The following is a 14,923-nucleotide window of genomic DNA, read 5'->3' on the forward strand; positions in this document are numbered from 1 at the left end:
AAGCCTTCGTGGTAACGCTTGTCATGGCGTGGTCTCCAGCCCGGCGCGTCAACGCCGGGTGATTCGAGGTTGATCACCCCGGAGACTACGCCACTTTCAATTCCAACCGCTTTTCGGACGGCACCCTTGAGCGCGTGTCTTCCTGACACTTTTCAGAAGTGAAGCGCAGCGCTGGCGATATCCGTTGATCGCGGAAAAACGGACTTCATCCGCTATCGCGCTCAGGTCCAAAAATAACCCCAACCGGAAATTGTTGCCTCACGAGACCGGCACTGCCGTCGGGACGTGGCAGTGTGAGGCAATCAGGAGCCAAAGGTTAAGTTATGTCGTCCGTGGCTGTAGTCTGCCGCGCGGCTTTCTCTTGTGCGATAGTTCCTTCTAGCCGCGAGATGTTCTCCAGCAGGCGCTGGCTGGTGAGGACGAGAAAGTAATAACCGAATTGCGGATTTTGAAAGTAGATTTCGAGCAACCTCTCATAAGTTATGGTCAGCACTTGCCCGTCTTCCATGCATTCGACCGTCGCGGTTCGCCGTTTATTGGGAGTAAGGAAGCCAAGTTCGCCCATGAGACGTCCCGGTGGAAGTTCGACGCCGATTTCCGTGACCAAAAACGTTCCTGTGACCGCCAGGAACATTTCGGTAGCTGCATCGTCCTTCTTGAACAATATGTCGCCCCGGCGATATCTGCGTTCGGTCATGAACGGTTTGAGCCATTCCATCGAGGTGTCGCCCTCCGTCGCGATACGCGCCTTCTTGATCAGATTGAGCATTTGACGCAGGCGAACGGCATTGATCGGCAGCAACAGCAGATACAGGAGAAAAGTCGCGACGTTTCCGGAGAGCGCGCCAAAGGCAACGAAGAATGTACAGCCGGCCATGTTCGCGACGCGCAGCGGCACCATTGTCTGCATCAGCAAGGTAGCGACAAAGAAGATGGCGCCAACGAGGGCGAACATGTTGGCAAGCGTGATGTTGGCCAGCACAATTTCCAGCAGTCGGCCGAATAGTGCGTCGTAGGTGATGTTGTTGGGATCGAGACCCAGTTGAATCAGAATCTTTGCGATCCTGAGATTGTCCGCCGCCGTATCAAGAATGCGGTTTAGTATCGTCGAAAAATCTGCCCTGCTGGACTCCATCGGATCATCCCCCGCGCAAAGCCGCCGGTATTCGTCGGATATCGAAGTCGGATAACAACCGTCGAGTAAGATTAGTAGATCATGATCCGATTAAATGGAATCGGATCATGATCTCATCTGTTTGTTTGAGCACGATCTTCGCGCAAAAGCTTCGCGTTTGTCGCGAGGGAAAACCGGTTTCCACTTTTCCGGATCATGCTCTAGCGGTCTCGATGCAATCGATCAATTTTACCCTGAGCGGTAGTGTCGGCAATTCCCCGCTCTCGTTGGTTTTGCCATTGTAGCTGCCCCTGAGCTGAACAGAAGTAACGTCGGCTCTTGGGCGACTTTCGCAGGTGGAGAGCAACAGTTTCGCAAAATCGGAACTTCCGAGTTTGGCACTTCCCTGACATTGGTTTCGGACTGCGTTGTGTCCGCTCCAGCAGAACGGACGTGCGGCTGCATCGGGCAGCTTTATCCCAGAGGGCGGCGCCCTCACCGAGCAGATCGCCGACGACCACGAGGCCCGTGGCGATACCGATACGCACCTGCAACGAGGTCGTATGGCCCGCATCGAGCTTGGCCACGGCTTCGATCAAGGCGGGGTCCGCGCGCACCGCCTGTTCGGCGCCCTCCTCATGTGCCGTTGGATTGCTTGCAGGGGACGTCCTTTGCCCGTCTGCCGCACGTGGATTTACCCTGCCTCCCGCCCGCGGCCGCAAATTCATTGCGCATTCATGACGATTACATTACGGTTTTGTGACGCGACGCGGGTTCCGGCTGCGTCGTCCGCCTCCTGGTCACCTCCAGCCAAGGCGAACTACTGCGCCGGGGAATGTTGCGTCGTCAGCCATGGCGCCCGCTCCAAATCAAGGTTCTTCGATTGCCGCGATTGCGGGCGGCTTGGCCGCGATCGGCATCTGGCGCCTGCTCGCCGTCGCCGCGCCACAGATGGCGGCGCTCGCGATCCTGGTGCAGACCGAGACCGATTTCGGCTCGCGCCTCTGCTTCCTCTTGTCCTGGGGTACACTTAACTTCTTCTTCATTGCGCTGCTGCGGCGGCCGGCGCTATCGGGGGCGCTGTCGCTGACGCTGGTGGTGGCGTTGGTGCTGCTCTCGCGGTTCAAGCACGAAGTCGTGCAGATGACCGCGAACTTCGTCGACCTGATGGTGGTCGACCACGACACCGCGTCCTTTCTGCTGACGATCTTCCCGAACCTGCGCTGGTCGCTGATCGGCGCAGGCGCCGTCACGCTGCCCTTGATGTATGCGCTGTGGTGGCTCGATCCGTTCCGCGTCCGCCGCCTGCCGGCGCTGGCCTGCAAGCTGGCGTGCCTGGCCGCGCTGGCCGGATACGCCGTCACCTGGCCGGATGAGGATTGGCGCGGCTATTACGACGACGGCTATCTCTCGAAATTCGCTCGCTCGGGCGTCACGGCGGTTTCCGATTTCATCAACTACGGCTTCATGGAGTCGGATGCGGTCGCGAGCGAGCACCTCAAGATTCCGCTGGTGGATTCCTGCCATCCGGCCGGCCGCCGGCCGAACATCATCCTGATCCACGATGAATCGAGCTTCGATATCCGTGCGGCCGAAGGCGTCAGGGTGCCGCCGGGCTACGGCGCGCAGTTCAAATCCTATGACGGCGTGGAGCGAAAATTCCTGGCCGAGAGCAATGGCGGGCCGAGCTGGTTCACCGAATACAACGTGCTTGCCGGGCTCTCCTCGCGCTCCTTCGGCCGTTTCGCCTATTTCGTCACCCGCATCGCCTCCGGCCGCGTCGAGCGCGGGCTGCCGCTTGCGCTCCGCCGCTGCGGCTACAACACGCTTTCGCTTTATCCGGCGTTCGGCGCCTTCATGAGCGCGCGCAGTTTCCAGGCCACGACCGGCATCCAGCGCTTCTACGACGCGCGCGATCTCGGCGCCAAGGATGTCGAGCCCGACCGCTTCTTTTACGACAAGGCGCTACGGCTGATGGCGGAGCAGCCGCCCGGCGCGCCGCAGTTCACCTTCGTCTATCTCGCCGCCAACCATTTCCCGTGGAAGACGCCCTTGCGGGCGGACCTGACGCCGTCCTGGCGCCCGCTCGGCAACACGCCCGTCATCGACGAGTATCTGCGCCGGCAGGCGATGAGCGCCAGCGACTATGCCGCCTTCGTCGCGGGACTGAAGAAGAAGTTTCCGGCGCAGCCGTTCCTGATCGTGCGCTATGGCGATCACCAGCCGGAATTCGCGCCGCATCTTCTCGACCCGAGCCTCGATGCGGCCGGAATCGGCAAGAAGCTCGAGAAGTATGACCCGCGCTATTTCGCGACCTACTATGCAATCGACGCCATCAATTTCGAACCGGTGAAATTGCCGGCCGTGATGGAGACGATCGATGCGGCCTATCTGCCGCTGGTGATCCAGGAAGCCGCCGGCATTCCGCTCGATCCCTCGTTCGAGGAGCAGAAGCACATCATGCTCCGCTGCAGCGGCCTGTTCTATGCCTGCAAGGACGGCGCCGAGGCGCGCCGCTTCAACCGCCTCCTGATCGACGCGGGTGTGATCAAGGGGCTGTGAGGGGCGCTATTCCCACTTCTCCGTCATTGCGAGCGAAGCGAAGCAATCCATCTCGCCGCAAGCGGAGGCATGGATTGCTTCGTCGCTTCGCTCCTCGCAATGACGAAGGGATTCACTTCGTCCCGATCTTCTCCCACAGCCAGCGCGCCACCGCGTCCGGCGAGGAGGAGCCATCATTGCCGGCGGCGCGCAAATTCGCTTCCCGCATCGCGGCGATATCGATCCGTCCGAGCAGCGGCTGCAATGCCGCGCGCAGCTTTGCATCATCCTTGCGCTTGGGCGCGAGCAGCATCACCGCGTCATAGGGCGGGATCGCGTGTTTGGGATCGCCGAGCACGACGAGATCATATTTCGCGATCAGCCCGTCGCTGGTATAGCCCGCGATCACGTCGACATCCCCTGAAGCGATGGCGGCATACATGAAATCCGGCTGCATCTGCCGCTGCGTCCGGAACGACAATCCGTAGGCCTGTTTGATGCCGGCCCATTCCGGCCGCGAGAAGAATTCGTAATCGCCGGCGATCGACATCGACGGCGCGAGTGCCGCAAGATCGGCGATGGTGTGGATGCCGAGCGCTTCCGCACGCTGCTTCGGCATGATCAGCGCATAGGCGTTGGCAAAGCCGAGCTCGCCGAGCAAGGTGATGTCCTGTTTCGCGAGGATCGCCTTCAAGTCGGCCAGCAGCTCTTCGCGCGGCCGGATGTCGGTGTGATGGAACTGGTTGGCCCACAGCGTGCCGGAATAGTCGACATAGACGTCGATATCGCCGGCCTTGAGCGCATCGAAGATCACGCTGGAGCCGAGGCCGGCGCGCGTGGTCGCGGACAGCCCGTCCGCGTTCAGCCGCTGCGCGATCAGGGCTGCCAGCACATATTGCTCGGTGAAGGTTTTTGCGCCGACGACATAGTTCGACGCCGAGCGCGCCATCGTCGGCACCAGCGTCGCTGCGACCAGCGCCGCGATGCCGACGGCGCCGAGCGCGGCACGCAGCCGGCTGCGGTGGCGCAGGCCGTTCTCGATCAGCGCCAGGAGCTGGTCGACCGCGAGCGCCAGCGCGGCGGCGGCGAGGCAGCCGAACACGACGAACACCCAGTTCTGGGTCTGCAGCCCAGCAAAGATGTAATTGCCGAGGCTGGTCTGCCCGATCGGCGTCGACAGCGTCGCGGTGCCGATCACCCACACCGCCGCCGTGCGGATGCCGGCCATCATCACCGGCAGCGCCAGCGGCAGCTCCACCATGAACAGCGATTGCCGCGGCGTCATGCCGACGCCCTGCGCCGCCTCCGTCAGCGCGGGATCGACGCCCGACAATCCGGTGATGGTGTTGCGCAACACCGGCAGCATCGAATAGAGCGCGAGCGCCAGCACCGCCGGCAGAAATCCGAACGCGGAGAAATCGAAGCCGAACCAGGACAGCGTCAGCGCCGCCAGCACCAATAGCAGCGGATAGAACAGCGCCAGCAGCGCGAGCCCCGGCACCGTCTGCACGATGCTGGCGAAGCCGAGCAGCGTGCCGCGCAGCAGCGGCCGGTTGCGCGCGACGATCGCCAGTGGCAGGCTGACGATGAGCCCGAGGGCGAGCGCAGCCAGGCTCACGCGCACATGGTTGCCGAGATAATCGGGCAGATGTGCGAGCGCCTCGGTCCAGCGCGGATCGGAAAACAGGCTCATGCGGCGCCGTCCCCCGGCAGCAATTTGCCGAGCCGTTCCGCCTGCCGCCGCGGCGTGTGCAGGAGTTTTTCGACGTAAGGGTCGGTGCTCTCGGAAAGCTCCACTGGGGTGCCCTGCGCCAGCAGCCTGCCTTCGTGCATGACGGCGACGCGGTCGGCGAGCAAAAGCGCCTCCGTCATGTCATGGGTGATCATGACGGTGGTCAATTTGAGCCTGCGGTGCAACTCGCGGAAATCATCGCCGAGCGCATCGCGGGTGAGGGGATCGAGCGCGCCGAACGGCTCGTCCATCAGCACGATGCGCGGCCGTGCGGCCAGCGCCCGCGCGACGCCGACCCGCTGGCGCTGCCCGCCGGAGAGCTCATGCGGCAGCCGCTCCCGATACTGCGCGCCATCGAGCTGCACCAGTTCGAGCAGTTCGTCGACACGCGCTGCGATCTCCGCCGCCGGCCAGCCGAGCAGCTTCGGCGTGATGCCGATATTGGCGCCGACGGCAAGATGCGGAAACAGCCCGCCGCTCTGGAAGACGTAGCCGATGCGCCGCCGCAAGCGGATCGGATCGACATTGCGCACGTCCTCGCCTTCGACCATGACGCTGCCGCTGTCGGCCTCGATCAGCCGGTTGGCTAGCCGCAGCAAGGTGCTCTTGCCCGAGCCGGAGCGGCCGACGATGGCGAGGAACTCGCCCTCGGCAACCTCCAGCGAGACATCGTCGACGGCGACCACGCCGCCGTTGGCGAAGGTCTTGCCGACCTTGGTGTAGGCAATGAGTGGTCCGTTGGACAATGCTGTTCAAACCTCGCGCTGCGCCCCCATCCGGGAGATCACAGATCAACTAGCACGTCGCGATGCCGCGTTGAACTTGTCCGCACGAGAGGCTAAGGCATCCTCCCGAACAGGGAGGGAACGTGGTGGACAAGGCCAAGCCCACAGCCAAGCCCACAGCGGTGGCGCTCGAGGATGCGACGGTGGCGTTTCGCCTTGCGGACGCCCGCGTCTACACCGCTGTCGAAAAGGCGCGCCTTGCGGTCGCGCATGGCGAATTCGTGGCGATCGTAGGCCCCACCGGCTGTGGCAAGTCGACCTTGCTGAACGTGGCCGCCGGCCTGCTGAAGCCGGCCGCGGGCGCGGTCAGGATCTTCGACCAGCCGCTCACCGGATTGAACCGCGATGCCGGCTACCTGTTCCAGGCCGATGCGCTGTTCCCCTGGAAGACCGCGATCGACAATGTCGCGATCGGGCTCGAGATCAAGGGCACGCCGCGGCGGAAGGCGCTGGAACAGGCGCAGGCCTGGCTGACCTCGGTCGGGCTCGGGGCATTCGCGAACCGCTATCCGCACATGCTCTCAGGCGGCCAGCGCAAGCGCGTCGGCCTTGCGCAGGTCCTGATCCGCGATCCCAAGATCCTCTTGATGGACGAGCCGTTCGGCCCGCTCGATGCCCAGACCCGGCAGGTGATGGGCAATCTCCTGCTGGAATTGTGGACCGCCGACCGCAAGGCGGTGCTGTTCGTCACCCATGACCTGGAGGAGGCGATCGCGCTCGCCGACCGCGTCGTCATCATGTCGGCCGGCCCCGGCTCGCGCATCATCGGCGACTGGCGCGTGGAGCTACCGCGTCCGCGCGACATCTTCGAGGTGCGGCTGGACAAGCAGTTTCACGAACTACATCGCGAAATCTGGGGCGTGCTGAAGGAAGAGGTGATGAAGGGTTACGCGCAATCAACGCAAGCCGGGGGAGCCGACTGATGTCCCGCGCCGCGCTGCTGCTCTGCCAGGTCCTGGTCGCCGTCGTCGCGCTGGCGCTGTGGCAGCTCTTTGCCACCGTGCCGGTGTTCGGCCGCATCTGGCTGCCGCCATTCTTCTTCTCCAATCCCATCGACGTCGTCAGCCAGATCGTCAATTGGTTCTCGACCGGCGTGATCTGGAAGCATCTTGCGATCACGCTGTGGGAATCGATCCTCGCTTTCGTGATCGGCTCGGCCCTCGGCATTTTGGTCGGCTTCTGGTTCGCGCGCCAGCCGCGCGTCGCCGCCGTGTTCGACCCTTACGTGAAGATGACGAACGCTCTGCCGCGCGTCGTGCTGGCGCCGATCTTCGCGCTATGGTTCGGCCTCGGCATCTGGTCCAAGGTCGCGCTCGGTGTGACCCTCGTTTTCTTCATCGTGTTCTTCAACGTCTATCAGGGCGTCAAGGAAGTGAGCACGACCGTGCTCGACAATGGCCGCATGCTCGGCATGAGCGAGCGGCAATTGATGCGGCATGTCTATTGGCCGTCGGCGCTGTCGTGGATGTTCTCCTCGCTGCATACGTCCGTTGGCTTTGCGGTGGTCGGTGCCGTCGTCGGCGAATATCTCGGCGCCGCCGCCGGCCTCGGCTATCTGATCCAGCAGGCGGAGGGCGTGTTCGACGTCGCCGGCGTTTTCGCGGGCATGTTCGTGCTGTCGGCCTTCGTCATCCTGATCGACATGGCCGTGACGCTGGTCGAGCGGCGCCTGCTGGTCTGGCGACCAACGGCGGCGCGCGAATTGTAGGGTGGGCAAAGCGGAGCGTGCCCACCATCACGTGCGGAGTGCTTGATGGTGGGCACGTCGCTGCGCTCCTTTGCCCACCCTACGCCTTCTCAACGCCCGCGCGCTGCTTTATCCTGCACCCCACGGAACGGAGACAATCATGAGGAAACTGTTTGGCCACTTAGCCGGTGCGCTGCTGGCGCTGGTGCTGACGTCGGGTCTTGCCGCAGCGCAAAGCAAGGTCACGATCGCGGTCGGCGGCGGCGCGTGCCTATGCTATCTGCCGACGGTGCTCGCCAAGCAGCTCGGCGAATATGAGAAGGCGGGGCTCGCGGTCGAGCTGGTCGATCTCAAGGGCGGCTCGGACGCGCTGAAAGCCGTGCTCGGCGGCAGCGCCGACGTCGTCTCCGGCTATTTCGATCACTGCGTCAATCTCGCCGCCAAGCGGCAGGAATTGCAGGCCTTCGTGGTCTATGACCGCTATCCCGGCCTGGTACTGGTGGTGTCGCCCAAGCACACCTCAGAGATCAATTCGATCAAGGACCTCGCCGGCAAGAAGGTCGGCGTCAGCGCGCCCGGCTCCTCGACCGATTTCTTCCTCAAATATCTGCTCAAGAAGAACGGGCTTGATCCCACCAGCGCTTCCGTGATCAGCGTTGGCCTGGGCGCGACCGCGGTCGCGGCGATGGAGCAGGGGCAGATCGATGCCGCTGTGATGCTCGATCCCTCCGTCACCGTCCTGCAGGGCAGCCATGCCGACCTGAAGATCCTGAGCGACACCCGCACCCAGCACGACACGCTCGCGGTGTTCGGCGGCGAATATCCGGGCGGCGCGCTCTATTCGACCGCGGCCTGGGTCAAGTCGCACGAGAAGGAGGCGCAAGCGCTCACCAATGCGATCCTCGCCACGCTCGCCTGGATCCATTCGCATTCGCCGGAAGACATCATGGCCAAGATGCCCGAGGAGATGGTCGGCAAGAACAAGGAGCTCTATCTCGCCGCCCTGAAGAACACGATCCCGATGTATTCGGAGACCGGCAAGATGGACCCGAAGGGCGCCGACGCGGTGCTGGCGGTGTTCAGCGAAGGCTCGCCGGAGGTCGCCAAGGCCAATATCGACGTCAGCAAGACCTACACCAACAGGCTGGTCGAGCAGGCGAAGAAGACCACGGGGACGGGTGCGAAGTAAGCCCGCCTGATGACGCCACCTTCCATTCATCGGGTCACCTCGCTGGACCTCAAGGTGCAGCCATGGGCGTGGCCGTTCGCACAAGCGCGGCGCGCCGAGATCGATGCGCATTTCGCCGAGGCACAGCGCGAACGGCCGAACCTCTGGAACGGCCGCGTGCTCCTGGGACGCAGCGCCGCGTTCGAAGGCGAGCGCTTGAGCGCGAGCTATTTCGAGACCGATTTCGCGAGCTTCCTCGCCTGGCGCGACTGGGGCTTTCCCGACAGAAGCGTGTTCAACGGCTTTGGCATGGGCGCGCTGCTCGCAAGCGACGGCGCGTTCGTGCTCGGGGAAATGGGCCATCACACCTCAAACCCCGGACGGGTCTACTTCCCGTCGGGCACGCCCGATCTCGACGACATCAGGGGCGACATGCTCGATATCGCCGGCAGCGTCGCACGAGAGGTGGAGGAGGAGACCGGGCTCACGCCCGCCGACTACCGCCCCGATGCGCATTGGGATTGCGTCTTCACCGGCGTCGCCATCGCCATGATGCGGATCCTGTATGTCGACATGCCCGGCGATGCCTTGCGCGCGCGGATCGAAAGCAATCTCGCGCTGCAGGAAGAGCCCGAACTGGCGGCGATCCGCCTGGTGAGGGATTTTAGCGACTTCACCGCCACGATGCCGCGCTTCGTCACCGCGTTTATCGAGATGCATCTGAGCAAGTAAGAAAGGGCCCATGGGCAAGAAATCGAAGCTGCTGGCCGACGAGTTGAAACCTTTCGTGGCACCGTTCCGCGTCGACGGTTCGGACCACTTTCACCTCAAATCGCTCAAGACCAACGAGAAAGGCGGCATCGACAAGGTCGTGGGCGAGGAGATCATCGAGGCCAATCGCAGGCGGCTGAACGATTTCCAGGAGAAGCTCTACGCCCAGGACCGCTGGTCGTTGCTCCTGGTCTTCCAGGGCATGGATGCGGCCGGCAAGGACTCCGCGATCAAGAGCGTGTTCGAGGGCGTCAATCCGCAGGGCTGCGAGGTCACCTCGTTCAAGGAGCCGTCGTCCAAGGAGCTCGACCACGACTTCATGTGGCGTTCGATGATCGCGCTGCCCGAACGCGGCCGCATCGGCATCTTCAACCGCTCTTATTACGAGGAATGCCTGGTGGTGCGCGTGCATCCCGAAATCCTCGCCAAGGAAAAGCTGCCGGCGCGGCTCGTCACCAAGAACATCTGGCGCGAACGCTTCGAGGATATTTCGGCGATCGAGCGCTACCTCTCGCGCAACGGCATCGTGGTCCTGAAATTCTTCCTCAACGTCTCCAGGCAGGAACAGCGCGCGCGCTTCCTGGGGCGGCTGGAGGAGCCGTCGAAGAACTGGAAGTTCTCGATGGCCGACGTCAATGAGCGCGCGCTGTGGCCCCGCTACATGGCCGCCTACCAGGACATGATCCGCCACACCGCAACCCGCGACGCGCCCTGGCACGTCGTGCCGGCCGACCACAAATGGTTTGCCCGCGTGGTGATCGGCTCCACCATCGTCAGCGCGCTCGACAAGCTCGATCTGCATTTCCCGAAGGTCGACAACTCCGAACGCAGCGAATTCAAGCACGTCCGCGAGGCGCTGTTGGCGGAAGGGAAGGGTGGGGCGGGAAAGGCAAAGAAGAAGCCGAAGTAGCGCTCCGCCGTCATTCCCCGCGAAAGCGGGGAATCCAGTACGCGTCGGCCTCTCGGCTCAAACTCCGGACTCTGGAATACTGGATCGTCCGGTCAAGCCGGACGATGACAGCGGAGTTCGCGGGCTCCCATCCGACGACGCTGTCATTCCGGGGCGATGCGACAGCATCGAGCCCGGAATCCATTCTACCACCTGCGCCTGCGGCCTGATGGATTCCGGGTTCGCGCCAAGAGGCGCGCCCCGGAATGACAGCGGCCCCGTATTTAGGTCAGCCCCACTGACCATCTTTTTACCGTTGCGGCGGGGCGCTCTCTTCGTCTAGAAACGCGCCCGGAGGTGGCCTCGGCAACCAACCGTCAACGGTTTTGACCGAGGATTTGGCCTCCAAAGGGTACTGGCAATGCTGATTCGCAGCGAAAACGATGGAATCCTGACGGGAACGGCTCAAGTTGCCCCCGCGATTCCGGCTGCGTCGCTGCCGACCCTCCTTCTTGGCGGGATTCTGCTTCTTATCGGCCCCTGAGGGCCGTCTGGGCGGTTGCGCCTGGGCACTCAGGGGTTGCGTGAGAACACCAGAAACCCTTTAGCGCTCAGTGATAAGATAGCGCGACCGACCCAAAGGAACTTTGCAGATGACCACCGCCAACAAGTCCGAGAAGGACCGCGTAATCATTTTCGACACCACGCTGCGTGACGGCGAGCAGTGCCCCGGCGCCACCATGACCTTCGAGGAGAAGCTCGAGGTTGCCGAGCTGCTCGACGAGATGGGCGTCGACGTCATCGAGGCCGGCTTCCCCATCACCTCGGAGGGCGACTTCCAGGCGGTCAGCGAGATCGCCCGCCGTTCCAAGAACGCTGTCATTGCCGGCCTGTCCCGCGCGCATCCGAAGGACATCGACCGCTGTGCGGAAGCGGTGAAATTTGCCAAACGCGGCCGCGTCCACACTGTCATCGCGACTTCGCCGCTGCACATGCGGGTGAAGCTGAACATGACGCCGGAGCAGGTGATCGAGACCTCGATCGCCAACGTCAGCCGCGCCCGCAACCAGATCGACGACGTCGAATGGTCGGCCGAGGACGGCACCCGCAGCGAGATGGATTTCCTCTGCCGCATCGTGGAAGCCGTGATCAAGGCCGGCGCTACCACGGTGAACATCCCCGACACCGTCGGCTACACCACGCCCGACGAGTACACCCACTTCATGCGCACGCTGATCGAGCGCGTGCCGAACTCCGACAAGGCGATCTTCTCGGTCCACTGCCATAACGACCTCGGCATGGCCGTGGCCAACTCGCTGGCCGGCATCGTCGGCGGTGCCCGTCAGGTCGAATGCACCGTCAACGGCATCGGCGAGCGCGCCGGCAACGCCGCGCTCGAAGAGATCGTGATGGCGATCAACGTGCGCAACGACAAGTTTCCGTACTGGAACAGGATCGACACCACGCAGCTGACGCGCGCCTCGAAGCTGGTGTCGGCGGCGACCTCGTTCCCGGTGCAGTACAACAAGGCGATCGTCGGCCGTAACGCGTTCGCGCATGAGAGCGGCATCCACCAGGACGGCGTGCTGAAGGATGCCTCCACCTACGAGATCATGCGGCCTGAAATGGTCGGCCTGAAGCAGTCCTCGCTGGTGCTCGGCAAGCACTCCGGCCGCCATGCCTTTGTCCACAAGCTGGAGGAGATGGGCTACAAGTTGGGTCCGAACCAGCTCGAGGATGCGTTCGCGCGGATGAAGGCGCTCGCCGACCGCAAGAAGGACATCTACGACGAGGACATCGAGGCGCTGCTCGACGAGGAGATCGCCGCCGCCTACGACCGTATCAAGCTGACCTCGCTGACCGTGATCGCCGGCACCCATGGCCCGCAGCGCGCGACCATGAAGCTCGACGTCGACGGCCAGACCAGGATCGAGGAAGCCGAGGGCAACGGCCCGGTCGATGCCGTCTTCAACTGCATCAAGCGCCTGGTGCCGCACGACGCCAAGCTCGAGCTCTATCAGGTGCACGCGGTGACCGAAGGCACCGACGCGCAAGCCGAGGTGTCCGTGCGCCTCGCCCATGACGGCCGCTCGATGACCGCGCGCGCCGCCGACCCGGACACGCTGGTGGCGTCGGCGAAGGCCTATCTCGGCGCCCTCAACAAGATCGTCATGAAGCGCCAGCGCGACATCCCGGCGGCAGTCGCGGGCTAGGGGCCACGCCCACCGCTGTCATTCCGGGGCGCGCGTCAGCGCGAGCCCGGAATCCATCGGGCCGCAGGCGCAGGCGGAGGAATGGATTCTCTGATGTGCAATTGCACATCATAGCTCGATGCTTCGCATCGCCCCGGAATGACAAGAATCAGTGGGGGCGGAAGTGAGCGAACGCCACTTCCAGCGCCCGCATTAACCTTAATCCCTGATCTTTTCCGCTCACCGTTCCGCGGTGTTCACTTCCGCCGCCAAGCCGCCGCATTGAGACCTAGCCTTTGATCTCCAATGAAACGCGAGATCAGATGAGGGCGGCTCTCATCCTTGTTGGCCTCGGTACGCTTGCGGTGATGGAGATGCAGACTCCGCCGCGCGCGACGAAGTCTGTCGAGACGCAGCTTGCTCAGGCAACCCTGAGCTTCGCGGCATCTGGCGATACGCTGACCGCAGCAGACCGGAACGAAATCCCGCATACGCAGCAGCAGGCATCGGCCCAGCAGATCTTCTCTCCCGAACCAATCGCGCCGCCGGTTCAATCCGCCGCGGTTGCACCGGAACCCGCGCCGATCGTTGAAGCGACTGAGCGCGCAGTCCCAGCCGCAAAACCCGCTGTCGTGCTGCCGAAACCTCGACCGAAGCAACTGCCCAAGCACGAGATTGCCAAAGCAACGGCAAAGACCACGCGTTCCAAACCGACTGTCGAGGCCAAATCCTGTCAGCCCGGCGCCTTCGACGGCCTGTTCAAAGCATTGAGCCTGCCACTGGGATGTCAGACCTAGCGCAACAATCCTTTGCCTTCGAAGGGGTGGCTGACGCCAGGCCGCGGCATCCCATGCCCAGGTCCATGCCGAAGTCCATGCCCACGTCGAACCCGGCAGGCCGCGCAGTTGAAATCAGGCCGCCTGACCCGGATGAGCGTCGGACCATTGTGCCGGCGCGGCAGTGGCGGTCGATCGAAGCCATCTCCATCGTGCTGGCGGTAGCGATCGCGTTGGCCGTCACGGCAAGCCTGTTCTTGTTTCGCGACGTTCAGTTGAAGGACGAGGCGATCGATCAGGCCGCGATCAGGGCGCTGGTCGAGCGCATCATCACGGCTGAATCAAACGGCGACCCGAATGCCAGGAACAAGCGCTCGAGTGCGACCGGAGCCGCTCAGTTTCTCGACGACACATGGCTCGAAGCCGTTCGAAGACACCGACGCGATCTGGTCCAGGGACGCAGCGACAAGGAAGTGTTGGAGCTGCGTCGAGATGTCGGGCTTGCCCGGGAAATCACCGCACGCACGATCGAACGAAATGCCGCGATGCTGAGCAAGCGCGGCCTGCCGATCACGCCGGGTTCTCTCTACCTCGTGCATTTTGCCGGACCGGCAGGCGCGGTGGCGTTGCTGACCGCGGCGGAAAACGCCGACGCCGCTTCCCTTATGGCCGCCGCCGACGTGACGGGCCGCACCACCCGCGAGAAGCTGGTCAATGCCAATCCGTTCCTCAAGATGCTGACGGTGGGCGATCTCAAAACCTGGGCCGATCGCAAGATGGCGGTGGGCAATTCACCCGGGCGCTCGTGAATCCATTGCGTCACCAACCCCTCTCGTCATTCCGGGGCGCGACGAAGTCGCGAGCCCGGAATCCATTCGTCTACTTGCGCAAGCTGCAAAATGGATTCCGGGCTCGATGCTATCGCATCGCCCCGGAATTACAGTCCCGTCATTGCGAGCGTAAGCGAAGCAATCCATGCCTCCGCTTGCGGCACTATGGATTGCTTCGCTCCGCTCGCAATGACGATGTGGATACTTTGGGTGCGACAAATCAACCCGACGGGCAAATCAGCAGAAACGTGTCCACCCCTCACGCGAAAAATAATCCGCTTTCGCCGTCGGGCAAATCAATGATTTAACTCCGCGCGTCTCACGGCGGATGAGCGACTATCTGGATTGTCAAGTTGCATTGGCGTAAGCGGCACGCGCCTCGCGTGCTTTGGCGTTGAGGCGGACCAGGAGCTTACGGGCGAGCGCAATGCGAATGAC

General features: G+C 63.2%; 13 protein-coding genes. 9 read left to right on the plus strand and 4 right to left on the minus strand.

Translation table 11 applies throughout. The features are described from left to right. Nucleotides 1-316 precede the first annotated feature (316 nt). Nucleotides 317-1,135 carry a Crp/Fnr family transcriptional regulator gene (locus ACZYOF_RS36555; protein ID WP_282528372.1) on the minus strand — a complete coding sequence of 273 codons (819 nt, stop codon included), beginning with the start codon at nt 1,133-1,135 and terminating at the stop codon, nt 317-319. Nucleotides 1,136-1,335: 200 nt separating this feature from the next. Further along, nucleotides 1,336-1,713, minus strand: a complete 378-nt coding sequence (locus ACZYOF_RS36560) for a hypothetical protein (protein WP_282528388.1) — start codon at nt 1,711-1,713, stop codon at nt 1,336-1,338. A gap of 253 nt (nt 1,714-1,966) precedes the next feature. Here ACZYOF_RS36560 and ACZYOF_RS36565 point away from each other — a divergent pair, with 253 nt between their 5' ends. Next, the gene (locus ACZYOF_RS36565; RefSeq protein ID WP_463718803.1) at nt 1,967-3,676 is read left to right on the plus strand and encodes a sulfatase-like hydrolase/transferase; all 1,710 of its coding nucleotides are present in this window, start codon (nt 1,967-1,969) and stop codon (nt 3,674-3,676) included. A gap of 112 nt (nt 3,677-3,788) precedes the next feature. Here ACZYOF_RS36565 and ACZYOF_RS36570 read toward each other — a convergent pair whose 3' ends face one another. Further along, a complete protein-coding gene (locus ACZYOF_RS36570; RefSeq protein ID WP_463718804.1) occupies nt 3,789-5,348 on the minus strand; it encodes an ABC transporter permease/substrate-binding protein in 1,560 nt (519 codons plus the stop codon). Then, entirely contained in the window at nt 5,345-6,133 is a 789-nt protein-coding gene (locus ACZYOF_RS36575) for an ATP-binding cassette domain-containing protein (protein ID WP_130582998.1), read from the minus strand. The genes ACZYOF_RS36570 and ACZYOF_RS36575 overlap by 4 nt, the downstream gene beginning before the upstream one ends. A gap of 125 nt (nt 6,134-6,258) precedes the next feature. Between ACZYOF_RS36575 and ACZYOF_RS36580 the strand changes: the two genes are divergently transcribed. From ACZYOF_RS36580 to ACZYOF_RS36615, 8 genes are all read left to right on the plus strand, one after another. Continuing rightward, on the plus strand, nt 6,259-7,095 hold the full coding sequence (locus tag ACZYOF_RS36580) for an ABC transporter ATP-binding protein (protein WP_130583006.1): 837 nt from the start codon (nt 6,259-6,261) through the stop codon (nt 7,093-7,095). Further along, nucleotides 7,095-7,880 carry an ABC transporter permease gene (locus tag ACZYOF_RS36585; RefSeq protein ID WP_463718805.1) on the plus strand — a complete coding sequence of 262 codons (786 nt, stop codon included), beginning with the start codon at nt 7,095-7,097 and terminating at the stop codon, nt 7,878-7,880. Before ACZYOF_RS36580 ends, ACZYOF_RS36585 begins: the two co-directional genes overlap by 1 nt. Before the next feature lie 139 nt (nt 7,881-8,019). Next, the gene (locus ACZYOF_RS36590; RefSeq protein ID WP_463718806.1) at nt 8,020-9,048 is read left to right on the plus strand and encodes an ABC transporter substrate-binding protein; all 1,029 of its coding nucleotides are present in this window, start codon (nt 8,020-8,022) and stop codon (nt 9,046-9,048) included. Nucleotides 9,049-9,057: 9 nt separating this feature from the next. Beyond that, nucleotides 9,058-9,759, plus strand: a complete 702-nt coding sequence (locus ACZYOF_RS36595) for an NUDIX hydrolase (RefSeq protein WP_282528377.1) — start codon at nt 9,058-9,060, stop codon at nt 9,757-9,759. A 10-nt stretch (nt 9,760-9,769) separates the two neighbouring features. Then, nucleotides 9,770-10,708, plus strand: a complete 939-nt coding sequence (locus ACZYOF_RS36600) for a polyphosphate kinase 2 family protein (protein ID WP_463718807.1) — start codon at nt 9,770-9,772, stop codon at nt 10,706-10,708. A gap of 632 nt (nt 10,709-11,340) precedes the next feature. Continuing rightward, nucleotides 11,341-12,900: a 2-isopropylmalate synthase gene (locus tag ACZYOF_RS36605; protein WP_130583003.1), complete on the plus strand. Its 1,560-nt coding sequence runs from the start codon at nt 11,341-11,343 to the stop codon at nt 12,898-12,900. A gap of 302 nt (nt 12,901-13,202) precedes the next feature. Continuing rightward, nucleotides 13,203-13,676, plus strand: a complete 474-nt coding sequence (locus tag ACZYOF_RS36610; RefSeq protein WP_463718808.1) for a hypothetical protein — start codon at nt 13,203-13,205, stop codon at nt 13,674-13,676. A gap of 254 nt (nt 13,677-13,930) precedes the next feature. Next, nucleotides 13,931-14,464, plus strand: coding sequence for a lysozyme family protein (locus tag ACZYOF_RS36615; protein WP_463718809.1), 534 nt, complete (start codon nt 13,931-13,933; stop codon nt 14,462-14,464). The last annotated feature ends 459 nt before the right edge of the window (nt 14,465-14,923 follow it).

Source organism: Bradyrhizobium sp. LeoA1Lang (genome assembly GCF_055413685.1).

Excerpts from the sequence above, each read along its gene's own strand:
- ACZYOF_RS36565 (WP_463718803.1), top strand. The coding sequence starts at position 1,967 with ATGGCGCCCGCTCCAAATCAAGGTTCTTCGATTGCCGCGATTGCGGGC.
- ACZYOF_RS36595 (WP_282528377.1), top strand. The coding sequence starts at position 9,058 with ATGACGCCACCTTCCATTCATCGGGTCACCTCGCTGGACCTCAAGGTG.
- ACZYOF_RS36585 (WP_463718805.1), top strand. The coding sequence starts at position 7,095 with ATGTCCCGCGCCGCGCTGCTGCTCTGCCAGGTCCTGGTCGCCGTCGTC.
- ACZYOF_RS36600 (WP_463718807.1), top strand. The coding sequence starts at position 9,770 with ATGGGCAAGAAATCGAAGCTGCTGGCCGACGAGTTGAAACCTTTCGTG.
- ACZYOF_RS36555 (WP_282528372.1), bottom strand. The coding sequence starts at position 1,135 with ATGGAGTCCAGCAGGGCAGATTTTTCGACGATACTAAACCGCATTCTT.
- ACZYOF_RS36570 (WP_463718804.1), bottom strand. The coding sequence starts at position 5,348 with ATGAGCCTGTTTTCCGATCCGCGCTGGACCGAGGCGCTCGCACATCTG.
- ACZYOF_RS36610 (WP_463718808.1), top strand. The coding sequence starts at position 13,203 with ATGAGGGCGGCTCTCATCCTTGTTGGCCTCGGTACGCTTGCGGTGATG.
- ACZYOF_RS36590 (WP_463718806.1), top strand. The coding sequence starts at position 8,020 with ATGAGGAAACTGTTTGGCCACTTAGCCGGTGCGCTGCTGGCGCTGGTG.
- ACZYOF_RS36605 (WP_130583003.1), top strand. The coding sequence starts at position 11,341 with ATGACCACCGCCAACAAGTCCGAGAAGGACCGCGTAATCATTTTCGAC.